This window comes from Aliidiomarina haloalkalitolerans (assembly GCF_003987315.1).
GTDB classification, from domain to species: Bacteria; Pseudomonadota; Gammaproteobacteria; order Enterobacterales; family Alteromonadaceae; genus Aliidiomarina; species Aliidiomarina haloalkalitolerans.
Genome location: NZ_PIPI01000003.1, coordinates 208,969 through 231,945 on the forward strand (window position 1 = coordinate 208,969; position 22,977 = coordinate 231,945).

General features: G+C 50.0%; 20 protein-coding genes and 1 tRNA gene. 12 read left to right on the forward strand and 9 right to left on the reverse strand.

Going from position 1 to position 22,977, the window contains the following annotated elements; all coding sequences use genetic code 11:
* Positions 1 to 10 precede the first annotated feature (10 nt).
* The 3 genes from astA to CWE06_RS06645 are packed head-to-tail and all read left to right on the forward strand — an operon-like array spanning position 11 to position 2,938.
* Positions 11 to 1,024 carry an arginine N-succinyltransferase gene (gene astA / locus CWE06_RS06635; RefSeq protein WP_126792405.1) on the forward strand — a complete coding sequence of 338 codons (1,014 nt, stop codon included), beginning with the start codon at positions 11 to 13 and terminating at the stop codon, positions 1,022 to 1,024.
* A 13-nt stretch (positions 1,025 to 1,037) separates the two neighbouring features.
* Positions 1,038 to 2,510, forward strand: a complete 1,473-nt coding sequence (astD, locus tag CWE06_RS06640; RefSeq protein WP_126792407.1) for a succinylglutamate-semialdehyde dehydrogenase — start codon at positions 1,038 to 1,040, stop codon at positions 2,508 to 2,510.
* Positions 2,511 to 2,533: 23 nt separating this feature from the next.
* Positions 2,534 to 2,938 carry an OsmC family protein gene (locus tag CWE06_RS06645; protein WP_198679062.1) on the forward strand — a complete coding sequence of 135 codons (405 nt, stop codon included), beginning with the start codon at positions 2,534 to 2,536 and terminating at the stop codon, positions 2,936 to 2,938.
* A 112-nt stretch (positions 2,939 to 3,050) separates the two neighbouring features.
* On the opposite strand, the gene CWE06_RS06650 is transcribed toward CWE06_RS06645, so the two are convergent.
* Both CWE06_RS06650 and CWE06_RS06655 read right to left on the reverse strand, forming a co-directional pair.
* Positions 3,051 to 3,929, reverse strand: a complete 879-nt coding sequence (locus CWE06_RS06650) for a phosphoribulokinase (protein WP_126792411.1) — start codon at positions 3,927 to 3,929, stop codon at positions 3,051 to 3,053.
* A gap of 94 nt (positions 3,930 to 4,023) precedes the next feature.
* Entirely contained in the window at positions 4,024 to 4,272 is a 249-nt protein-coding gene (locus tag CWE06_RS06655) for a SlyX family protein (protein WP_126792413.1), read from the reverse strand.
* 114 nt (positions 4,273 to 4,386) lie between these two features.
* Here CWE06_RS06655 and CWE06_RS12630 point away from each other — a divergent pair, with 114 nt between their 5' ends.
* Together CWE06_RS12630 and CWE06_RS06665 are read left to right on the forward strand one after the other, a co-directional pair.
* A complete protein-coding gene (locus CWE06_RS12630; protein ID WP_126792415.1) occupies positions 4,387 to 5,394 on the forward strand; it encodes an FKBP-type peptidyl-prolyl cis-trans isomerase in 1,008 nt (335 codons plus the stop codon).
* 165 nt (positions 5,395 to 5,559) lie between these two features.
* The gene (locus tag CWE06_RS06665) at positions 5,560 to 8,100 is read left to right on the forward strand and encodes an acylase (protein WP_126792417.1); all 2,541 of its coding nucleotides are present in this window, start codon (positions 5,560 to 5,562) and stop codon (positions 8,098 to 8,100) included.
* A gap of 78 nt (positions 8,101 to 8,178) precedes the next feature.
* On the opposite strand, the gene rsd is transcribed toward CWE06_RS06665, so the two are convergent.
* Complete coding sequence (gene rsd, locus CWE06_RS06670; RefSeq protein WP_126792419.1) at positions 8,179 to 8,682, reverse strand: sigma D regulator; 504 nt, start codon at positions 8,680 to 8,682, stop codon at positions 8,179 to 8,181.
* 188 nt (positions 8,683 to 8,870) lie between these two features.
* Here rsd and nudC point away from each other — a divergent pair, with 188 nt between their 5' ends.
* From nudC to CWE06_RS06690, 4 genes are all read left to right on the forward strand, one after another.
* Entirely contained in the window at positions 8,871 to 9,689 is an 819-nt protein-coding gene (gene nudC / locus CWE06_RS06675) for an NAD(+) diphosphatase (RefSeq protein WP_126792420.1), read from the forward strand.
* Positions 9,690 to 9,724: 35 nt separating this feature from the next.
* Entirely contained in the window at positions 9,725 to 10,792 is a 1,068-nt protein-coding gene (gene hemE, locus CWE06_RS06680; RefSeq protein WP_126792422.1) for a uroporphyrinogen decarboxylase, read from the forward strand.
* Between the two features lie 118 nt (positions 10,793 to 10,910).
* Positions 10,911 to 11,963, forward strand: a complete 1,053-nt coding sequence (locus CWE06_RS06685) for an efflux RND transporter periplasmic adaptor subunit (protein WP_126792424.1) — start codon at positions 10,911 to 10,913, stop codon at positions 11,961 to 11,963.
* A gap of 15 nt (positions 11,964 to 11,978) precedes the next feature.
* On the forward strand, positions 11,979 to 15,113 hold the full coding sequence (locus CWE06_RS06690; protein WP_126792426.1) for an efflux RND transporter permease subunit: 3,135 nt from the start codon (positions 11,979 to 11,981) through the stop codon (positions 15,111 to 15,113).
* A 109-nt stretch (positions 15,114 to 15,222) separates the two neighbouring features.
* Here the strand turns inward: CWE06_RS06690 and CWE06_RS06695 are convergent, their stop codons facing one another.
* From CWE06_RS06695 to rsgA, 3 genes are read right to left on the reverse strand one after another with little or no spacing between them, the layout of a single operon-like run.
* Positions 15,223 to 15,942, reverse strand: coding sequence for a glycerophosphodiester phosphodiesterase (locus CWE06_RS06695; protein WP_126792428.1), 720 nt, complete (start codon positions 15,940 to 15,942; stop codon positions 15,223 to 15,225).
* A 3-nt stretch (positions 15,943 to 15,945) separates the two neighbouring features.
* Complete coding sequence (asd, locus tag CWE06_RS06700) at positions 15,946 to 16,821, reverse strand: archaetidylserine decarboxylase (RefSeq protein ID WP_126792430.1); 876 nt, start codon at positions 16,819 to 16,821, stop codon at positions 15,946 to 15,948.
* On the reverse strand, positions 16,808 to 17,851 hold the full coding sequence (gene rsgA / locus CWE06_RS06705; protein WP_126792432.1) for a small ribosomal subunit biogenesis GTPase RsgA: 1,044 nt from the start codon (positions 17,849 to 17,851) through the stop codon (positions 16,808 to 16,810). Before rsgA ends, asd begins: the two co-directional genes overlap by 14 nt.
* A 103-nt stretch (positions 17,852 to 17,954) precedes the next feature.
* Here rsgA and orn point away from each other — a divergent pair, with 103 nt between their 5' ends.
* Complete coding sequence (gene orn, locus CWE06_RS06710) at positions 17,955 to 18,512, forward strand: oligoribonuclease (RefSeq protein ID WP_126792434.1); 558 nt, start codon at positions 17,955 to 17,957, stop codon at positions 18,510 to 18,512.
* A 72-nt stretch (positions 18,513 to 18,584) separates the two neighbouring features.
* Positions 18,585 to 18,660: transfer RNA gene (locus CWE06_RS06715), tRNA-Gly, on the forward strand.
* A 195-nt stretch (positions 18,661 to 18,855) separates the two neighbouring features.
* On the opposite strand, the gene CWE06_RS06720 is transcribed toward CWE06_RS06715, so the two are convergent.
* The gene (locus CWE06_RS06720; protein ID WP_126792436.1) at positions 18,856 to 19,371 is read right to left on the reverse strand and encodes a hypothetical protein; all 516 of its coding nucleotides are present in this window, start codon (positions 19,369 to 19,371) and stop codon (positions 18,856 to 18,858) included.
* Positions 19,372 to 19,632: 261 nt separating this feature from the next.
* Here CWE06_RS06720 and CWE06_RS06725 point away from each other — a divergent pair, with 261 nt between their 5' ends.
* Positions 19,633 to 20,001: a MaoP family protein gene (locus tag CWE06_RS06725; protein WP_126792438.1), complete on the forward strand. Its 369-nt coding sequence runs from the start codon at positions 19,633 to 19,635 to the stop codon at positions 19,999 to 20,001.
* A 39-nt stretch (positions 20,002 to 20,040) separates the two neighbouring features.
* Here CWE06_RS06725 and purD read toward each other — a convergent pair whose 3' ends face one another.
* Complete coding sequence (purD, locus tag CWE06_RS06730; protein ID WP_126792439.1) at positions 20,041 to 21,324, reverse strand: phosphoribosylamine--glycine ligase; 1,284 nt, start codon at positions 21,322 to 21,324, stop codon at positions 20,041 to 20,043.
* A 30-nt stretch (positions 21,325 to 21,354) separates the two neighbouring features.
* On the reverse strand, positions 21,355 to 22,923 hold the full coding sequence (gene purH / locus CWE06_RS06735) for a bifunctional phosphoribosylaminoimidazolecarboxamide formyltransferase/IMP cyclohydrolase (protein WP_126792441.1): 1,569 nt from the start codon (positions 22,921 to 22,923) through the stop codon (positions 21,355 to 21,357).
* Positions 22,924 to 22,977 lie beyond the last annotated feature (54 nt).

Sequence of the window (22,977 nt, forward strand, 5' to 3'; positions counted from 1 at the left end):
AGGATTGTGTATGTTAGTGATTCGACCTATCGAAGCACGAGACTACGAAGCGCTTTATCAATGCGCAGTTGAGTCCGGGCACGGCTTTACGTCGCTGCCCGTCGACGAAGACTTGCTTCACCGTCGTATCGAGCGAGCTGAAGAAGCATTCAGTAAAACCGTGTTGCAGCAGCCTGGCGAAGAAGGCTATTTGTTCGTCATGGAAGACACGGCCGCAGGTGAGATAGTGGGTGTCAGTGGGATTGAAGGCGCTGTCGGTTTGTCGAATGCGTTTTATCATTATCATTTGGGGAAAGTGGTTCACCACTCAGCCCGACATAATGTCTACAATGCCTTACAAACACTAACTTTATGCAATGACTATACCGGTGTCAGTGAACTTTGTACCTTGTTCCTGCGTGAGCCTTATCGCAAAGGTCGCAATGGCCGAGTCTTGTCGAAGTATCGCTTGCTTTTCATGGCGCAATTTCGTGAGCGCTTTGCTAAACAAGTGATCGCTGAAATGCGCGGTATTTCTGATGAAGACGGTCGTTCTCCGTTTTGGGCGTGGTTGGAAAAACACTTCTTTACCATGGACTTCCCGAGCGCTGATTATTTGACCGGTATTGGTGAGAAAACCTTCATTGCCGAGTTAATGCCACGCTTTCCAATCTATGTGAATATGCTCGACAAAGCAGCACAAGACGTGGTTGGTAAAGTACACCAAAATACCTTACCAGCGCTGAAGTTGCTGCAGTCGGAAGGTTTTCGTTTCCGCGGTTATGTCGATATTTTTGACGCGGGTCCAACGGTCGAGGCCGAGGTGAGCCAATTGCGCACAATTCGCAACAGCCGTATTGTGACGGTTCGCATTGGCCAACCGGAAGTCAGTGAAAACGTGCTGATTTGTAATACCAAATTAAAAGATTTCCGTGCCTGTCAGGCTGACGTCAATCTTTGTGGCGATGATGTTGTGCTGACCCAACAACAAGCGGATGCACTGCTTGTGACGGCTGGCGATCCTGTGCGTATTGCCCCTCTTTAAGGAGTACTGAATCATGAGTTCAACTAAGAATTTATTCATTAATGGCGAATGGCTGGCAGGTGCCGGAGTCGCTATGGAATCGATTGATCCAGCAAAAAATCAAGTTGTTTGGCACGGCCAAGCGGCCACTGCTGAGCAGGTAGACGCAGCGATGACTGCGGCCCGCCAAGCATTTCCAGCGTGGGCTGCGCTCGACTTTTCGGAGCGCTTGGCAATTGTGAAGCGCTTTGCGGAACTGCTCGACGAAAATAAAGAACACCTTGCCCATGTGATGGCGAAAGACACCGGCAAGCCGTTGTGGGAAACCCGGACAGAAGTCGCGGCCATGGTCGGTAAAGTTGCGATTTCTGAGCGCGCTTATCATGAGCGAACAGGCACGGTCGAGAATGACATGCCCGGCGCAAAAGCATTTATTCGCCACAAGCCGCATGGCGTTGTTGCGGTGTTCGGGCCATATAACTTCCCGGGACACTTGCCAAATGGTCACATTGTGCCTGCGTTACTGGCGGGTAACGTCGTTGTTTTCAAGCCCAGTGAATTAACCCCTTGGGTTGCGGAAGAAACGGTGAAGCTCTGGCAGCAAGCGGGAATTCCAAACGGCGTAATTAACCTTGTGCAAGGCTTTGTAGAAACAGGTAAAGCTTTGGCGTCGCATCCGCAAATGGACGGCTTATTCTTTACCGGCTCATCAACTACAGGCAAGTTTTTGCACGAGCAATTTGGCGGTCGTCCAGACAAAATTTTGGCATTAGAAATGGGTGGTAATAACCCATTAATCGTCAAGGACGTGAGTGATGTCGATGCGGCCGTGCACAATATCGTGCAGTCGGCATTTATCACCAGTGGCCAACGTTGTACCTGTTCACGGCGGTTGTTCTTGCCAACTGGTGCACAGGGCGACGCAATTTTGGCACGTTTAGTTGAAGTCACGAAAAACATTGTCGTGGGCGACTATGATGCGGATCCGCAGCCGTTTATGGGCGCAATGATTTCTGCAAAAGCAGCCGCTGGTATGGTTGCTGCACAAAACCAATTGATTAGCCTTGGTGCGCAAGCGTTAGTGGAAATGACGCAGGCGGATGCCCAGAAGGGCTTTGTTACGCCTGGTATCCTCGATGTCAGTGCAGTGACGGACATGCCAGATGAAGAACACTTTGGCCCGTTATTAAAAGTGTATCGATACAATGATTTCGATGCCGCTATTGCGGAAGCGAATAACACCCGTTTTGGTTTGTCTGCGGGTTTACTCGCTGATCATCGCGCCGACTGGGATCATTTCTTTGCGCACATCCGTGCGGGCATTGTGAACTGGAACAAGCCGATCACGGGCGCGAGTAGTGCTGCACCGTTTGGTGGCATCGGCGACAGTGGTAATCACCGTCCAAGTGCTTACTATGCGGCTGACTACTGTGCTTATCCGGTTGCTTCAGTGGAAGCCGATCGTATGGATATGCCGGCGTCGCTTAACCCTGGCTTGAAATTCTAAGGAATCGCATCATGAGTAACTCGATGTCAGCGAAAGTACAATGGCTCGACGGCATGAAGTTTGTTGCCACCTCGGGTACCGGTCACAGTGTGGTCATGGACGGTAATCGTGAAGGTCATGCGCCAACGCCAATGGAAATGGTTTTAATGGCGGCAGGTAGCTGCTCGTCGGTTGATGTTGTCAGCATTCTTGAAAAAACTCGCCAGCAGTTTGTTCGTTGCGAAGTTGAGCTTGAAGGCAAGCGCGCGGATTCGGTGCCGGCGGTATTCACCGACATCCACATGCACTTTAAAGTGTATGGTAAAGGTGTGGCCGAACAGCACGTTGAGCGAGCCGTGAAGCTCAGTGCCGATAAGTACTGCTCGGTCTCAATTATGTTAGGGGCTAGTGTCAATGTAACGCATAGCTTCGAGGTCATTGAAGCTTAAGCATCGGCATCGACTTTTTCTCGGAATTGCTGCTAAAAAACGAAAAGCTGTCATTGAAAAATAACAGCTTTTTTGTGTCTTATTCAGCTTGGTCATGACCCTGTGTTATGAATTAGTCGTTCAGCGCCATCCGGCGTTTTTCCTGCAAACGTTGAATGAGCGGGGTGAGAATCAATTCCATGGCAAAACCCATTTTGCCACCGGGAACGACTAAGGTATTCATACGTGACATAAACGAGCCGTCGATCATTTGCAGATAGTACGGAAAATCGACATCGGTGATGCCACGAAAACGAATAACCACAAAACTCTCGTCCATAGTTGGAATGTCTTTCGCACTGAACGGATTGGAAGTGTCGACGGTCGGAACACGTTGAAAGTTAATATGCGTGCGGGAAAATTGCGGCACAATGTGATGAATGTAATCGTCCATACTGCGCACGATACTTTGTGCCACAGACTCGCGTGAATGGCCGCGTTCTGACGTGTCGCGAATGAGCTTTTGAATCCACTCTAAGTTAACAATCGGCACCATGCCGATTTTTAAGTCGACGTACTTTTCGACATGGTGTTGCTCGGTTGCGACTGCGCCATGCAGACCTTCGTAGAACAGCATGTCTGTATGCTCAGGAAGTGGCTCCCATGGCGTAAAGGTACCCGGCATTTGATTATAGGGCACCGCTTCATCGAAGCTATGCAGATAGTGCCGGTGTTGGCCTTGGCCTGACTCTGAGTAACTGGCAAAGAGTTTTTCCAGCGCATCGAAGTCGTTCGCTTCGGGACCAAAATAACTGATATGTTTGCCTTTTTCCTGTGCCTTACGGATTGCAACATCCATTTCGGGACGGGTATAACGATGAAAACTGTCGCCTTCGACAAATGCAGCATTAATTTTCAAGCTGCGAAAAATGTGGCGAACAGCTTGGCTCGTTGTGGTGGTGCCTGACCCTGAAGAGCCGGTGACGGCGATAATAGGATGGCGCGCTGACATGTTATCTCCTTATTCCCTCGACGGATTTCTCACGGCTGACTACTCACGGCTGACTACTCACGGCTGACTACTCACGGCTGACTACCCTCTGTGACTAGTAATGCGGCGGACGCTCGTCGATTGGTTGTTCGTCATGGTTATCCCGCATCTGTTGTAAACGTTCGGCAAGCAGCACTAAATGCTTGTGTAAAGTTTGCAGCTCTTGGTTTTGCGCAGTAACCAAGCGATTCAATGTTTCAATGGTTTCTTCTTGAAACGCTAACTGCGACTCAAGGTCGTCACTTCGGCGCTCGAGTGCTTCAACTCGTTTTTGGGTGTCATTGTTTACATCGGAGAATGACATTCTGTGCTTGCCTCATGGTAATTGGTATGCATTTGCGTATATGATAGTGCACTTATTTATAGCGTACAGTAACACGCCTTGAGCGTTGAAACTTACATCATAACGGAGAAATCCATGAAGTTAATGTCTAAATTTCTTGCATTTACTTGTGCAGCCCTATTTTTGAGTGCCTGTGGCGGCGCTCCAGAACAAAGCGATCTGTCTGATGAGCAGAGCTTACGTTCGTATGCAGTGGGTGCGGCGTCAATGCGCGAAGCGCGTCAGTTACTCGATAATGTCAAAGAAGAGTACCCGGATCTGCAGAATGCAGAAAAGCAGCACATTATTCGCGTTGGCTTTGTGGATTTATTGCACCTTGAGCCACAAGTCGACCAAGAGCGTTTCCAGCTCGACTTAATGGGTCGCGGCTTACTCGACAAGCCACTGATGACCGGCTTACCTGAGCGCGAAGAGTTTGTGGTTGATGAAGATGACGAGACCGCGCACATGTTATACACCCTCGGTGCATACATGGCAGTTCAGGTCTTAATGGTTAACGATTTCTTGGCTGAAATCGAGCAACCGCTCGCAGGTAACGCAGTTGTTGAAGGCTTCATGGACACCTTTGCAAATGCAAGTCGCATGAGCGAAGAAGAAATTGATGAGCAATGGGAAATTATGCTGGAAACGCTAACCAGTACCCAAGAGCAAAACCGTGCTAACGCAGGTTCTGAAAACCTGGCGTTAGGTTTAGCCTACCAAGAAGAAAATGCTCAACGTGAAGGCGTCGTGGTGACTGCTTCTGGTCTGCAGTACGAAGTATTACGAGAAGGCAACCCAGACGGCGCATCACCTTCAGCAACCGACGTTGTTGAAGTGCATTATGAAGGTTCATTGGTGACCGGTGAAGTATTTGACAGCTCGTATCAACGGGGCGAATCAATCAGCTTCCCGCTGAATCGTGTTATTTCAGGCTGGACTGAAGGCCTGCAATTAATGACCGTCGGTGCGAAGTATCGTTTTGTGATTCCAGCCGAGTTAGCTTACGGTGCAACTGAACGCGCAAATGGTGTGATTCAGCCGAATTCTACGCTCGTGTTTGAGGTTGAATTAATTGATGTTGTAAGTGCTAACAATCAATAAGTAGCCTGAAAACACAAGAAAGCCCCGATTTCATCTTCATGAATTTGGGGCTTTTTGTTTGCCGTGGTTAATATTTGTGCACCCAATGACTGGTTTGACCTTTTTAAAAACAGAAACAATACTGGAGGTTACAAAAAAATAACATAACCAACATGAGGGAAAACCATGTCTGCAATGGCCCGTCTTTCACGCTACAGCTTGCTGGCTGTCGCTTGCAGTTTCGCATTAAGCGGTTGTTTTAGCTCTTCTAGTACGAGTGGCACGAGTATGCCACCAAACCCACCAGAAGGGAGTGGCCCGCCTCCAGAACCACGTCCTAGTTATTCTTTTCCAGCGGTAACAACGTTCGCACCGAGCAGTGTTAGCGCCGAGATTCGTCGCACGGACTTTGGTGTCCCGTATATTACTTCCGATAGTTTGGAAGGTATCGCCTATGGCACGGCGTACGCTTTCGCTGAAGACAATATTTGTATTTTGGCTGACCAAATCGTGCGTTTTAATTCCATGCGATCTGCTTATTTTGGGCCAGATGCGGTGCTTGGTTCTGGTGACAGCGCCAATGTGATTAATGACCTGACCTATAAAGCAATTGGCATTCGCGAACTGGCAGAGGATAACATCGGGAATCTGAGTGAACATAGCCGCGCTCTGCTGCAAGGTTATGCCGCTGGTTACAACCAGTATTTAAGTGATACCGGTGTTGCTAATATCGCCCCACCTTGCGCTGGCATGCCGTGGGTTCAGCCGATTACACCAACAGATATGCTGACTTACGCATTAGGTGTTGCATTATTACCTGGGGCAGCGAACTTCCTTGAGCCTCTGTTTATTGGCACACCTCCAGGCGTTGATTATTTACCGACACCCGTCGGCGCGACATCGTTCAATATGAGCTTCGATGCTAACAGCGTTGGCATTCCAGAAACGAATCCGTCGGACTTAGGTTCAAATGGCTGGGCTTTAGGTAGTGAAATGACCGAGAACGGTCAAGGTATGCTTCTCGCTAACCCGCACTTCCCGCATGTGGGGAATCAGCGTTTTTGGCGCTTCGGTATTGAAATTCCTGGTGAAATGAAAGTTGTTGGTGGTTCACTGTCCGGCATGCCGGGTGTTGTGAACATTGGCTTCAACGAGAACATCGCCTGGACACATACTTTCTCCACTGCGGAGCGCTTTGTTGTTTATCAACTTCATTTAGACCCTAACGATGCGACCGGAATGACCTATTTGGTGGATGGTGAGCCACGTCAAATTCAAGAGAAAACCGTGCAAATTCAGGTTGCGACTGGACCTTCCAGCAGTATTACCTTAGAGAAGACTTTCTACCACAGCTCATTCGGGCCGATGCTCTCAATTCCTGGGGCATTTCAGTGGGGCATGGACTTGGTGGGGACGCGTTCAGCATTTGCGTTGTACGACGCCAACTTGCCAAACTTTGATATTCTCGACCATTGGCTCGGCTTAAATCTAGCATCGGATATCGATGAAGTAGAGCGCTTGTTCTATAACAAGACTGGCTTGATCTTCAATAATGCGATGGTCGCTGACCGTCACGGTGATGTGTTCTTCACTGACGGCTCGTCAGTGCCAGATATCGACCCGGAAGCCCTTGCGGATTTGCGTCGTGACTTAGCGTTTTTAGCCATTCGCGGACAAGCTCCTTTTACTTTGATTCCTGCGAATAGCGAACGCTTCCGAGCTCGCGGTGTAGTTCCGCATGAGCGGGCGCCGCGCTTGCGCCGCACAGACTTTGTGCAAAACTCCAATAATAGTTATTGGCTCACTAACCCAGCTGCACCGATTGTTTCCGACGCTGAGAATGACTACTTGTTGTTTGGTCCAGCGCTAGATCAGCAAACACTGCGCTCACGAATGGGTCAGCAAAAACTTATTGAGCTAAGTAACGTGTCACTCACGGAGCTCGAAGAAACCTTACTCAGTAATCGTGCTTATTTGGGTGAAGCGATTTTGCCAGACTTATTGTCTATCTGTAACTCGCGCGGCGACACACCGGTTGTTGTTTCAGGCACTGAAGTGAATATCGCTCCTGCCTGCGCTGCCTTGGCACAGTGGGACGGCCGCATGAACAAAGAGAGCGTGGGCGCGCATGTGTTCCGCGAGTTTGCGCAGCAATTTAGCCGCAACCCGCAGTGGGCGATTCCTTATAATCGCTTTGAGCCGTTAACCACGCCAAATGGTTTAACCAATCCGAGTGTGATTCAAGAGCAGCTGGCGCGCGCTGTGCTTACCATTGCGCAGACTCCATTTGCGTTAGATGCGCAGTTTGGTGATGTGCAGTTTGTCGAGCGTAGTTTGCCTAATGGGCAACCGAGCGGTAACCGCTTGCCTTGGGGCGGCGCCAACAATATTGAAGGTGGTTTCAATGTGTTTGCCTCCCAAGGCGCTCAAGATGGCACATTATTGCCTCGCCATCGTTATCCGAGTTTAGCTGGGTCACAAATGTCGCAGCAGGGCTACCATATTACGAGTGGCTCAAGCTGGATGTTCGTGATGCGCTTCACGGAGGAGGGGCCGGAAGGTCGAGGATTACTGACCTATTCACAATCGTCGGATATCCGCTCACCGCATTATCTCGACCAAACTGAGTTCTATTCAGAGCAGCCACGCCTGGCACCCATTTGGTTCCACCGTGCGGACATTGAAGCGAACTCTTTGTCAGTTATTACGGTCGGTGGCAACGACTAAGCTTTGAGACCTGATTAGGCAACAAAAAGGGCGCTCCGTTATCGGTAGCGCCCTTTTTATATTATTCGAATATTTGGCTTAACTAATAACTTCGTTGCCAGCAGCGGTGCGTTCAGTGACGTCTTGGTCAGCCAACAAGGCGATGAGCTGGTCTTCAAGCTCTAATCGCGTCTGTAGCGCTTCGCCGAGTTTTGAGATGTCAGGCGTAAAGCTTGGCAGCGAATCTGTGTCACATACCTCAGCATAGGTATCATGAAAGTCGAGAGCAACTTCCGTGGTCGTATGAATTTGCGGGTATATCTTTTGCCCGAAAGCTTCCGTAGAGTGATTATGCGCATTTGCTTCGACCAAAATATGATCGTAAAGCTCGAAATGGCCAGCGGATACGTAGTCAATCAGGACTTCACAGAAGGCACGAATTTCTTTGGCTGGCGGTAATTGTTCCCAGTGCTTGTCATAAGGCGGTAAACTCGCAATTTGACAATAACGAACGAGCAGCTCTTGACGCTCTTCGAGCCAACGATCTAATGCTTGATGTAGCCCAGCCCATTGTTCTTTTGCGGCTTTATTACGGCGTAACATAGTTGCTCCTTGTTCAGGCTCAGCACGACCTGTTCTTTCACTGTACTGCGAGCGTAGTGAGAAAATCAACAATTATCGGTGGAAGTTGTTTGCAAAGTTATGGGAAAGTTAGGGGAAGTTGCTGGGCAGTACAAACGGTTGAAACGTTCCCGAAGCGATGACTGATGTGAAAAAATTAGGAGTAATGAATGATTAAACCTGACGTAATGCCGCCGTCGGATTCGGCGGTGTGGTGGTTTATTATCTGCGGAACACAAGTCCTTGCAAGTACAAACGAGAATAGCGCTGAACTAGTGCCGTATGGCAATGCCAAGTTCATCCCCGGAGCCGAAACCGAATATACCGCGCAAATTGGCGACTATCGGGGAAAGCCAGCGTTCGTCATGAGCTTGGCCGAACCGACGCTGCAATTGAGTGAATATGAATGGCAACCATTGCGTCAGTTACTGCGCTTTGGCGATTCTGAGCTATTTGCTTTGGCAGGACGCGCCTGTCAATTACAGCACTTTTTAGAAACGCATCAGTACTGCGGCAAGTGTGGTTCGCATACCGTGCAGGACCGTGATGAATTAGCCGTTCTGTGCCCGCAGTGTGAATTTCGTTGTTACCCAAGAATTTCCCCGTGCATGATTGTTGCGGTTTATCGTGGCAAGCAAATACTTTTGGCCCGTGGCGTCCGCCATCCAGAGGGGCTCTTCTCCGTGCTAGCAGGCTTTGTCGAGAGTGGCGAGTCGTTTGAACAATGCGTGCACCGAGAAGTCTTTGAAGAGGTCGGCGTGCGGGTGCGTAACATTCGCTATGTCACTAGCCAGCCTTGGCCCTTTCCGCATTCATTGATGGCTGGGTTTATTGCCGAATACGACAGCGGTGAGTTGAATTTGCAGGATGACGAAATTATTAGCGCCAATTGGTTTGACTTAGATCAGCTCCCGCGCACACCTCCGCTTGGTACTATTGCCGCCCGGCTAATCGCAACGGTAAAAGCTGAAGTTCAGGCGCGAAGCTGATAGAATCACGCGCAATTGATTGAAAGGAAAAAAACATGAGCCAAGAGTTAAAGAATGACCGCTATTTGCGCGCCTTAATGCGTCAGCCGGTTGACCGTACCCCGATTTGGATGATGCGCCAAGCGGGTCGTTATCTACCTGAATATCGTCAAGTTCGCTCGCAAGCTGGCGACTTTTTAAGTTTGTGTAAGAACGCAGAGTTGGCTTGTGAAGTGACGTTACAACCGCTGCGTCGTTTTCCTTTAGACGCGGCAATTCTCTTCTCAGACATTTTAACCATTCCAGACGCAATGGGTCTTGGTTTGTATTTTGAACAGGGCGAAGGCCCTCGCTTTAAAAATCCGATTCGCGATGCGAAAGCGGTTGCAGCGCTGCCGGTGCCAGACCCAGAAGATGAATTGGGCTATGTCATGAATGCAGTGAAAACCATTCGTAAAGCCTTAAATGGCGATGTGCCATTGATTGGTTTTTCTGGCAGCCCGTGGACTTTGGCCACGTACATGGTTGAAGGTGGCAGCACCAAGAACTTTTCTATTGTGAAGTCGCTCATGTATCGCGAACCAAAAGTGATGCATCAGTTGCTCGACAAATTAGCGCAGTCGGTTACTTCCTATTTAAATGCGCAAATTGCGAATGGTGCCCAAGCGGTTATGATTTTCGATACGTGGGGTGGTGTTTTGTCGCCGCGCGATTATCAAGAATTCTCGTTACGCTATATGCAGCAAATCGTTGACGGTCTTGTCCGTGAAGCAGATGGTCGTAAAGTTCCTGTCACATTGTTCACCAAGAATGGTGGTCAGTGGCTAGATATCATGGCGGCAACCGGATGTGATGCCCTTGGGGTCGACTGGACCACCGACTTAGCCACTGCTCGTAAATTAACGGGCGGCAAAGTTGCGTTACAAGGCAATATGGATCCGAGCGTTTTATATGCTGCTCCTGAGCGTATTCGCGAAGAAGTAAAAACTATTTTGGCCAGTTATGGTCAGGGCCCAGGGCATGTCTTTAACCTTGGTCATGGTATTCACCCAGAAGTCGATCCTGCGCACGCAGAAGCCTTCATCAAAGCGGTTCACGAGTTTAGTCCAAGCTACCACAAGTGATCGTTTTTGCGACCAGTTTCGATATATAAGCGTTGAAGGTGCCCGGACGTCGGGTGCCTTTGGTTTACAATAGCCTCAAAGCTATCGCTGAACGAAGTATAAGGAAGCTGGGAGCATTATGTCGAAACGATCTTATTTTACCCCTATCTCCGTGGTTGCTGTCATCATGGCAGTGGTTGTCGGTTATCTGTATTTTTCTGAAGACGACCCTACCGGTGGTATGCGGCCACAAGGCGCGGCTAACGTGGTTGGTGCCCGCGCTGAGATGATGGAGTTTCGGGACGTGATTGAAGCTCTGGGTACCGCTCAGGCTCGAGAGTCCGTCGACATTATGGCTCGTGTTTCACAATCGGTTCGCGAAATCTTCTTTTCTGATGGCGATGATGTTGAAGCAGGGCAGCTGCTTGTTTCTCTGCAAAATCGTGAAGAACGAGCTCGCGTCCAAGAGCTCGAGTTTCGTTTAGCTGATAGCGAACGCCAGCTCAGCCGTTTACGGGAATTAGCTCAAGAAAGTGCGGCATCGCGCAGCATGATCGAAGAGCAAGAGGTTCGCGTTGAACAAACAAGCGCAGAACTAGAAGTTGCTCGCAGTCGCTTAGAAGAACTGAATATTTATGCGCCGTTCTCAGGTCGACTTGGAACGCGTCGTGTGAGCATCGGCCAGCTTGTACGCCCAGGCGACGTCATTACGACGTTAGATGATATTTCCCCTATTTTTGTCGACTTTAGTGTTCCCGAGCTTTACCTCCCAAGTCTCGCTGTTGGGCAGCGTGTTATTGCACTCTCTGCTGCCTACCCAGGGCGTGAATTCGAAGGTCGCATTGCGAGTCTTGCCTCGCGCGTTGACCCAGTCACACGTTCAATTATGGTTCGGGCGTCGGTGGCCAATGATAATCTAGAACTTCGTCCGGGCATGTTATTACGTATGCAACTGGAACGCTCGGTCGACTTGACGCTTATGGTCCCTGAGTCTGCAGTGATTCCTATTCGCAACGAACACTTTGTTTACACAGTTGAGGATGAGCGGGCAGTGCGGACAACCGTGACTGTTGGTCGCCGTTTACCAGGTTGGGTTGAGATAACGAGCGGGCTTGACGAAGGCGAAATGATTGTCGTTGAAGGCACTATTCGTGTTCGTGATGGCTTACCAGTCAACGTTACACAACGGTAACGAGGAGCGTAAGCCATGATTTTATCTGACGTATCTGTTAAACGCCCCGTATTTGCCACGGTCATCAATATTATTTTGATTATCTTTGGCGTCGTGGCGTTTAGTTCGCTGCCGTTGCGCGAATACCCCAATATCGACCCTCCCGTAGTTTCAATTACTACGTCTTACCCGGGTGCCAATGCCGAAATTATCGAGACTCAGATCACGCAAGTGATTGAGGAGCGAATTAGCGGTATTCAAGGGATTAAAACTATTTCATCGAATAGCCGTGATGGTCGTTCGCAAATTACCATTGAGTTTGAAGAAAGTCGTGACATAGATGCCGCCGCGAACGACGTTCGAGAGCGGGTGCAGCGGGTGTTGCGAAGCTTGCCCGAACAGGTCATGCCGCCGGAAGTCACCAAGGCTAACGCCGACGAAGACACTATCGTTTGGTACAACTTACGCAGCGAGAACATGACCACGCTGGAGTTGACCGACTTTGCCAACCGCTACATAGTTGACCGTCTTTCGGTCGTTGATGGCGTAGCCCGCGTTAACATCGGCGGAGAGCGGCGTTATGCCATGAAACTCTGGCTAGACCGTAATGCAATGGCAGCGCGGGGTATTACTGTTTCTGATATCGAAAGTCGGTTACGAGCAGAAAACGTCGAATTACCAGCGGGTAGCATCGAGTCGCGCGATCGCGAGTTTACCGTGCGTGTAGCACGGAGCTACTTGTCAGCCACTGATTTTGCCAATATGTCGATTGCAACCGGTAGCGACGGTTACCTAGTTCGCCTCGGCGAAGTCGCACGCGTGTCGTTAGAAGCGGAAAATGATCGCTCTGAGTTCCGTGGTAACGGAATTAACATGGTTGGCTTGGGAATTATTCGTCAGTCGGATGCGAATACCCTTGAAGTTGTCGAAAACGTCAAACGCGAAGTCGAGCGTTTAAGTGCGACATTGCCTGCCAGCATGTTCCTCGTGCCAAGTTACGATTCTTCGGTGTTCATCGCAGACTCGATTCAGGAAGTTTACAACACCTTGTTCATCGCTATGGCGATGGTGGTGATTGTTATCTACCTGTTCCTTGGTAACTTGCGCGTTACGTTAATTCCTGCAATTACCGTGCCCGTTGCCCTGATGTCGTCCTACATCGTGCTCTATGCCATGGGCTTCTCGATTAACTTGTTGACCTTGTTGGCCTTGGTATTGTCGATTGGTCTTGTTGTCGATGACTCGATCGTTGTTCTTGAGAATATTTATCGTCGTGTTGAAGCTGGCGATCCGCCGTTGCTTGCAGCATATCGAGGTGCTCGTGAAGTTGGCTTCGCTGTCGTTGCCACCACCATGGTCCTCATTGCAGTATTCGTACCGTTGGTTTTCCTTGAGGGCAATATCGGTATGCTCTTTACCGAGTTCGCGCTGGCGCTCGCCGCCGCGGTTGCCTTTTCGAGTATCACCGCGCTGACCTTGTCACCGATGTTGTGCTCTAAGTTACTGAAGAAAAAAGAGCGCAGCAAAGGCTTTGGCGCCTACCTTGATCGTGGCTTTGCACGGATTGAAGAAGGCTACGAGCGCATGGTTCGTAAAACCATTACGGTTCCGCTCATGGCCTTTGTGTTAGTGGGCTTATCGGGCGCCGCAGCGTACTTGTTACTGAATGATATTGGTCAAGAATTCGTGCCAGCAGAAGACCGCGGCAACTTCTTTGTCATGGTACGTAGTGCGGAAGGCGCAAGCTACGAGTCGAATTCCCGTAACATGGCGAAAGTTGAAGAGATTCTGTTGCCGTATATAGACGAAGGCAAGGTTGACCGTTTGATTATTCGGACCCCTGGCTGGGGTAACAGTGCGGGTATTGCGATTGTCGGTACAGTGCCATTTAGTGAGCGGGACTGGAGTTCTTTTGAGCTCTTGAACGAAGTTCGGGCAAAATTAGAAACGATTCCTGACGTTGTTGCGTTCGCCAACATGCGCAGCGGTATTCGTGGTGGCGGTAGTTCTCGGCCGGTAGAGTTCGTCTTGCAAGGCAACACATTTGAAGACTTGGCGCGCTATCGCGATATCATTTTCGAGCACGCATCGAACAACCCGGGCCTCGTCCAACTTGACAGCGACTATGACGAAACCGTCCCACAGTTGTTGATTCAAATTAACCAAGAACGCGCAGCTGACCTTGGTGTTTCGGTTGGCGATATCGGCCGTACCTTGGAAAGTATGCTCGGTACTCGGCGCGTCACCACCTATCAGGATCGCGGCGAAGAATATAACGTGATTCTGGAAGGTGAACGTGAAGATTATCGCACGCCGCAGTCCATTGATAACATCTATGTGCGCTCGCAACGCACGGGTGAATTGGTGCCGATGTCGAACCTCGTCTCTGTGACGGAAGGTGCGACCGCTCGCCAATTGAATCGCTACAACCGGATGCGGGCGATTACCATTACGGCAAACTTAGCCGATGACTACTCGCTTGGTGAGGCATTGAGCTATCTCGAAGGACTGGTCTCTGAGCATTTGCCTGACGATGTGATGATTGACTATAAAGGTCAGTCGCTGTTGTATCAGGAAGGTGGCAGCACGATTATCTTCATATTCGCTCTTGCCTTGGCTATTACGTTCTTAGTGTTAGCGGCTCAGTTCGAAAGTTTTGTGCACCCGTTTGTAATTATACTCACGGTGCCGTTGGCCGTATTTGGTGCGCTGTTTGGCTTGTGGGCAACCGGCATGACAATCAACATTTACTCGCAAATCGGGATCATCATGTTAATCGGCTTGGCAGCGAAAAACGGGATTCTCATTGTCGAGTTCGCCAACCAATTACGTGACGCTGGTATGCGCTTTGAAGACGCACTTGCACGTGCATCACGTTTGCGTTTGCGCCCGATTGTCATGACCGCATTCACGACACTAATGAGTGCATTGCCGTTAGTTTTGGCTTCCGGCCCTGGTGCTGAAAGCCGTGCGGTAATCGGTGTGGTTATCTTCTGCGGTGTTGCTTTCTCGGCCTTTATGACTATTTTCTTAGTGCCAGCGTTGTACATGGGACTCGCTAAGAATACCGGCTCACCGAAGCAGTTGGCGAAGAAGCTAGAAGCATTAGAAGAGCAATATCCAGATCGCCGTGCTGAAGATGTGGCGTTGGAAGAAGCCAATAAAGTTTAAGTGGCAGCGATAAAATCAGAAAGCTCTCAACGAAAGTTGGGAGCTTTTTTTTGGCAAGGCCAGACTGAAATTTGAGCGTGGTGATGAGAGCCGGTTGGCTTTCAAGTAATCAAGGATAAAACGGCGACTGGGTTGTCAGCCCATCGATCACTTGCCGAGCATGTTGCGGATGATTCGCGAAAATTCCATCGACGCCCATCGCTTGCAGCCCAAGAATATCCTCAGGTTCATCCACGGTATAAACGTATACCTGCAGTCCGCGGGAATGAGCATCGTCGACGAATGCTTGGTCGATAAAGTCGACATCTAGATGGACCGAGTAAGCACCTAATTCACTTGCGCAAGCTGCGTAGTCGAGCAAGCAACCGGCGAGTAAAGCACCATAGCGAATATTCGGTTGTTGCGGCTGCAAGTTTCGCAGCCAATGATGATTGAATGAAGATACTAATAACTGCTCTGGCTGAAAGCCGAGCTCCGACTGTGCGCGGTTGAGTGCGCGACTTAGGCGTGTGCTGTCGACCTCACTCTTTAATTCGATATTGAGCAGACAACGCCCGGCGATAAAGGCAAGTGCTTCCTCGAGCGTCGGAACGGGTTGTTGATTGAAAACGCGAAGCTTACCAATTTGTTCATTGGTGAGGTCTTGAAAGCGCCCGGGCTGAGCCGCAAGGCGCCGTAAGTAACGGTCGTGGAAGACATAGATTTCGTCACCCACCTGCATAATATCGATCTCGATACCATCAGCATGCGCATCGAGAGCTCTCTGAAACGCCGCTAAGGTGTTTTCTGGCGCTTCGAAGCTTGCACCGCGGTGAGCAAGAATTAACACGGCTTAGGCCTTTGTAGCGACATTCCCGAGCACTTGCCCCATGCGTGTCACAACGCCCGGTGCGAGCTCCTCGGCAAACTGCATGGTGTCTTTCGGGAAGACTAAAACAACGGTCGAACCGAGCTTAAAGCGACCCATTTCTTCACCTTTGCTTAAGCGAATCGCGTTCAGTCCATCGCTTGGGTAGTCCCACGTGTGCACCCGTGGCCCAGTGGGTGGTGTAACCGTGCCAGCCCAAACCGTTTCAATGCTCGCGACAATTGTCGCACCGACAAGAACCATGGCAAACGGCCCGATTTCGCTGTCAAAAACCGCAACGACGCGCTCGTTACGAGCAAACAAGTTCGGTACATTCTCGGCGGTAAGCGGGTTCACCGAGAATAAATCACCCGGGACATAAATCATTTTCTGCAGCGTACCAGCCAATGGCATGTGGATGCGGTGATAGTCACGTGGGGCAAGGTAAATCGTTGCAAACTCACCATCATGAAATGGTTCGGCCACTGCTGCATCACCACCGAGTAGTGCTTGCATCGAGTAGTCATGGTTTTTCGCTTGAATAAGACTGTCACCACGGATCGGACCGAGTTGGCTAACCGTACCGTCGACGGGATGGGCTAGCTCGTCATCACCTGCGACCAACGGACGTGCATCGGGCTTGAGTGGTCGAGTGAAAAACTCATTAAAAGTCGGATAAGCACGCGGGTCCTCTTCGATCGCTTCACTCATGTCGACGTTGTATTTACTCACAAACCACTGGGTAAACATTCGTGTCAACCAACCTGCACGGGCACTGGCGAATTTACCCATAGCGCGCGACATAAAATGTTTTGGGGCGATGTACTGTAAGGTGATTTTCAGACGATCAAAATTGGCCACCGCGGGCTCCTTCACTTTGGTCTAACGATTGAATAATACGATGATAATTTTCTAACCGACCGGCGTCCAGCTTGCCGTCAGCCACGGCTTTTTGCAACGCACAACCAGGGTCGTCGGCATGTTTGCAATCGCGAAACTTACACGTGCCTAAAAATGGCTCGAAGTCACGAAAACACGCAGTAACCCGATCGGCGGCAATATGCCACAAACCAAACTCGCGAATACCGGGTGAGTCAATTAAGGCACCACCTTGTTCGAGTGGATACCAACGTGCGACGGTGGTGGTGTGTTGTCCTAAGCCCGAGTTGTCGGATATGGCACCAATCGCTAAGTCAACTTCCGGTAATGCAGCTTTCACCAGTGAGGACTTACCAACCCCTGATTGACCGACGAGAACGGAGATATGCCCCTGAATTTCATCGCGTAGTGCTTGAATCCCTTCACCGGTAACGGCACTTGCATGAAAAACGGGGTAGCCGATTTGCTCGTAAACACTGAGCCGAGCAAGAATATGTTCGCGTTCCTCGGGGCTTATCAAGTCGGTTTTGTTCATGACAATGATAGCTTCGATGCCTGCGTCCTCACAGGCGACGATATAGCGGTCAATAATTTGGTCAGAAAATGCCGGCTGCGGACTCGAAATAATGAATACCCGCTCGACATTGGCAGCAATCGGTTTAATGCCGTCGTACATGTCAGGGCGAGTTAGAACCGATTCGCGCTCTTCAACGGCTTCGACGACACCTTGCATGCCTTGTTCGCTTTCTTCTGCCCGACGCCAAGCGACACGGTCACCAGTCACTAACGAAGAAATTGTTCGACGAATGTTACAGCGCAGAATATCGCCTTCGTCAGTTAAGATATCAGCATGTTGGCCAAAGCGACTCACCACCCGACCATACTCAAGACTACCGAGTTGGCTATCGCTGAACTCAGCCTCTTGTTGGATTTGCCGCTTGGCCAGCCGTTTCTCTTGATTGGCTTTGACCCGCCGCATTTGGCCTTTCGTTAGTTTTGCTCGTTTTGCCACTGCCGCTCCGTATTGCGAAGTTTCGCTGTTAGAACCGGCATGATACCAAAAGTTGCTTAAATCAGTTACTCTCTTTGTCAGTGAAATGAAAGGAGAACAATGAATGAGCGAAAAAGCGGGCCGCTTGATTTGGATTGACCTCGAAATGACAGGATTAAGCCCAGAGCAAGACGTGATCATTGAAATTGCGACGATTGTGACCGACGACCAACTGAATGTGATTGCTGAAGGTCCGGTGATTGCGGTTCACCAAAGTGACCAACGCCTCGGGGCGATGGACGAATGGAATACACGGACACATACTGAATCAGGCCTAGTGAAGCGAGTGCAAGCAAGTCAGCACCGCGAAGCAGACGCGGAAGCGGCTACGATTGAGTTTTTACAACAGTATGTTGAGCCGAATACCTCGCCAATGTGTGGTAATAGTATTTGCCAAGATCGCCGTTTCCTTGCTCGTTACATGCCAAATCTTGAAGCCTTCTTCCATTACCGTAATTTGGACGTTAGCACTGTGAAAGAGTTAGCGAAACGCTGGAAACCTGAGATTTTGCCTGGGTTTACCAAGCACGGTAAACATGAAGCATTGGCTGATATTCAAGAGTCGATAGCTGAATTACAGTACTATCGTGAACATTTTTTCAGCGAACAAACAAAATCTTGAAAAAAGGGGGTTGCATTACCCCCTAAATTCAGTAAAATGCGCTCCGCAGTCAACAGACAGCAACACAAAAATGCGGGAATAGCTCAGTTGGTAGAGCACAACCTTGCCAAGGTTGGGGTCGCGAGTTCGAGTCTCGTTTCCCGCTCCAAATTCGATAATAAAGCCACCTTCGGGTGGCTTTATTGTTATGAAGGTGATGGAAACGAGACTACGTCTCGATTGCGAGCGCCATCCATGGCTCTCGCCCTACGGGCTCCCTGCGGTCGCGCTCACGCGCATCCATGCGCTTAGAGTCCCGCTCCAAATTCGATAATAAAGCCACCTTCGGGTGGCTTTATTGTTTCTAGTTCCCCAGCCACCGTGTTCGGGTGACAAAACCAAGACCGAATGCGTTTGGTCCTGAGTCGTAGTTAAGGTGGACACCAAATTTCTCACCGATGAAAGCGATCCCTAAATTTCCGTTCAGTCGATGGCGCGACTGTGTTTCGTAATTAAAAAATGTTTGGCGCTGGTATGAATAGCCCGGGCCACCAAACACGTAAACATGCTCAGCCACTTGATAAGTTAGCCCAGCACTCACCACAGTTACCGAATGCCGATTGACGTCAGATGAGCTAAATAATTCAGCTTCTGGAATTCCCACATTCAAGTAATAGCCGGTTTCTTGCGTAAATGCGTTAGGTTGGGCGACCCACAGGGGTAAATAAGCGCCGCGTTGGCTGGATTGCTCACTGAAGCTCGGTGCGCTGGCGAAGCCTAAGGTAATTAACATGTCATCTTGTTGGGCGCTTACGTTCGGGACTAGAGAAAATCCGAATAATACAACGATAAATAAGTGAAGCTTGTATCGAGAGGTCATAAGAGAAGTTGTCCTTGTAATAAAACGTCCAGTTCTCTGCATGATTCCATACTCGCCAATCAAGCTCTAGGCTTGCTGACATTTTTTGACAAGCTCGCTCGAATCAAGAATCACAAAAAAGGCCTACAGCTAACGTCAGTTGTTAATTTTTAACGAAAAATACCGAAAAAGATTGACAAAGTTTTTTTTCACCTCTATATCGTCACCTGAGCACGGCAGTTAGCTGCCTAATAGGAAAGTTGTCTGAATGGTGGAAATGATATGGCGACTGTAACCCGTGATACCCTACTTCGGAAGCCGTTTAATGACTTCCGTAATTATCCGTATGGATTTTCGCGCTCTGGCGATTTCTCAATTCGCGAGAGTGATGCACTTCTTCACTATGGCTGCTTGATTACGGCCATGCTCAATGGTGAGTTCAAGCCAGAAACGGCTGAAGACAAATCACTGTTGGCGGTGGCTAAGGGCGAAAAAACAGCAGAAACTGCGGTTGAAAAAGCGTGGGCGAAATATCAAGCACGCATTAATCGGCCAAAAGTTGGCAGTATGTATGGGCGTTCGAAGGTTGTTGATGACGACAGCGACTTTGACTCCAGTACTGCCGATGATGACTTAGTCGTCGAAGATTAAAACAATGGCTCCCTTGGGAGCCATTGTTGTTTCTGCAGCTTATTCCTGTTCGCGGCGAATCGCGCGATGGGCGATATCAGTGCGGAAGTAGGCGTCTTGCCACTGTATGGCGGCAACTAGCTCATAGGCATTCTTCTGCGCCTCTGTGACGGTGTCGCCAAGTGCAGTGCAGCACAACACACGACCACCTGCGGTGACGATTTGGTCATTTGCGATGGCTGTACCAGCATGGAATGTTTTACTGGTTGCGGTTGCCGCCGGAATACCCGTAATTACATCGCCTTTGTTGTAACTATCCGGGTAACCACCGGCCGCCATTACCACGCCGACAGCAGCGCGCGGGTCAAACTCGATGGGTGTTGCACCTAAACGACCAGCCAACGCGTCTAAGCACAGTTCGACTAAGTCAGATTGTAAGCGCAACATAATTGGCTGTGTTTCTGGGTCACCAAACCGGCAGTTGTACTCGAGTACTTTGGCAGTGCCGTCAGGGGCGATCATTAATCCCGCATACAGAAAGCCGACATAGGTATTGCCTTCGGCTTTCATCCCTTCAACGGTTGGCTTCATGACATGCTCCATCACCCAGGCATCGACTTCTGGCGTCACTACCGGAGCGGGTGAATAGGCACCCATACCGCCCGTGTTTGGCCCCTTGTCGCCATTATCGCGAGCTTTATGATCTTGGCTCGAGGCAAACGGTAGAATGGTGTCACCGTCGACCATGGCAATAAAACTCGCTTCTTCACCGACTAAGAACTCTTCGATCACGACACGACTGCCGGCGTCGCCGAACTTGTTACCAGCCAACATGTCGTCAATGGCAGCGTCGGCTTGTTCGAGTGTTTCCGCAATAATTACGCCTTTACCGGCTGCAAGGCCATCGGCTTTAATGACGATCGGCAATTGCTGAGCGCGCACATAGGCTTTCGCAGGGGCGATTTCGGTGAAGTTTTCGTAGGCGGCTGTTGGAATGTTGTGACGTGCGAGAAAGTCTTTACAGAACGCTTTCGAGCCTTCAAGTTGAGCCGCTTGTTGGGTCGGCCCAAAAATCGCTAAACCATGGCTTTGGAATAAATTGACCACACCTTTCACTAGCGGTGCTTCTGGACCGACGATGGTTAAGTCAATGTGCTCTTTCTGTGCGAACGCCAATAAACCGTCGATGTCTTCGGCGCTAATAGCGACATTGGTCATGCCAGACTCGACCGCGGTTCCGGCATTGCCCGGGGCTACATAAACATGCTCAACCCGTAAAGATTGAGCAGCTTTCCAAGCTAATGCGTGCTCACGACCACCGCCACCAATAATTAATACTTTCATTCTGATGCTCCTAAATTCGTGTCAGGGCAATTAGTGACGGAAATGGCGCATGCCAGTGAATACCATGGCAATACCATGTTCATTAGCTGCCGCAATAACTTCGTCGTCACGCATTGAACCGCCTGGCTGAATAATGGCTTTCACGCCCGCTTCGGCGGCGGCATCGATGCCATCACGGAACGGGAAGAAGGCGTCTGACGCCATCACTGAGCCAGCAATCGTGAGGCCTTCGTCTTGGGCTTTCAAAATAGCGACTTTGGCGCTATAAACACGACTCATTTGCCCAGCACCGACACCGACGGTCATCCCGTCTTTAGCGTAAACAATGGCGTTCGACTTCACATACTGCGCTACTTTCCATGCGAACATCAAGTCTTCAAGTTGTTTTGCGTCGGGTTTGATGTCGGTCACAATTTTCAATTCAGACTCGGTGACAATACCGTGATCAATGTCTTGTACCAGTAAGCCACCTTGCACGCGTTTGAAGTCAAACTGCGCACGCCGTTCACCAAATGCATCAGTGACTAAAAGGCGTACGTTCTTCTTCGCGGCGACAATCGACTGTGCTTTTTTGCTGCAACCTGGGGCAATGATTACTTCAACGAACTGTTGGTTAATAATCGCATGGGCCGTCGCTTCATCGAGTGGGCGGTTAAAGGCAATGATGCCACCGAACGCAGAGGTTGGATCGGTTTTAAAGGCACGCTCATAGGCTTCTTGAATGGTTGCACCGACGGCTACACCGCATGGATTGGCATGCTTCACAATCACACAAGCCGGCGCCTCGAAGGTTTTCACACACTCAAGCGCAGCGTCAGTGTCGGCAATATTGTTAAATGACAGCTCTTTGCCTTGCAGCTGCTGTGAACTTGAAACCGATGCTTCGCTGTGGCTTGGGTCAACATAAAAAGCGGCTTGTTGATGGCTGTTTTCACCATAGCGCAGGTCTTGCTTCTTGTGTAGCTGGAAGTTAAGCGTGCGCGGGAATCGCTCCGGTTGCTCTGGATTCAAGCGTTGGCCGAAGTAATTGGCGATCATGCCGTCATAGGCAGCGGTATGCTCAAAGGCAGCAATGGCGAGGTCGAAACGGGTTGCATCGGTTACGCCATCGAGCTCAGCAAGCTCACCAACGACGCGATCATAGTCATGGGCGTTGACAATAATGGTGACGTCACGGTGATTCTTGGCCGCAGCGCGCACCATGGTTGGGCCGCCAATGTCGATATTTTCGATCGCATCTTCGAGGCTGCATCCTGGCTTCTTCACTGTTTCCGCAAATGGGTAAAGGTTTACCGCAACCAAATCGATGGGGGCGATATTTTGCTCTTCCATAACTGCTTGGTCGACGTCACGACGTCCAAGGATACCGCCATGAATTTTGGGGTGTAAGGTTTTCACGCGTCCGCCCATGATTTCCGGCTGGCCAGTATGACTGGCGACTTCAATCACTGGAATGCCGGCTTCTTCTAGTAGCTTGGCGGTGCCACCAGTAGAAAGAATTTCAACAGAACGCTGATGCAACGCGGTGGCAAATTCAACAATACCGGTTTTATCAGAAACACTTAACAACGCACGACGAATAGGGCGGATCTGGCTCATGGTCAGTTCTCGTAGTTAGCTTGTATGGAAGAGGGTGGCCTGTTGCATTAACAG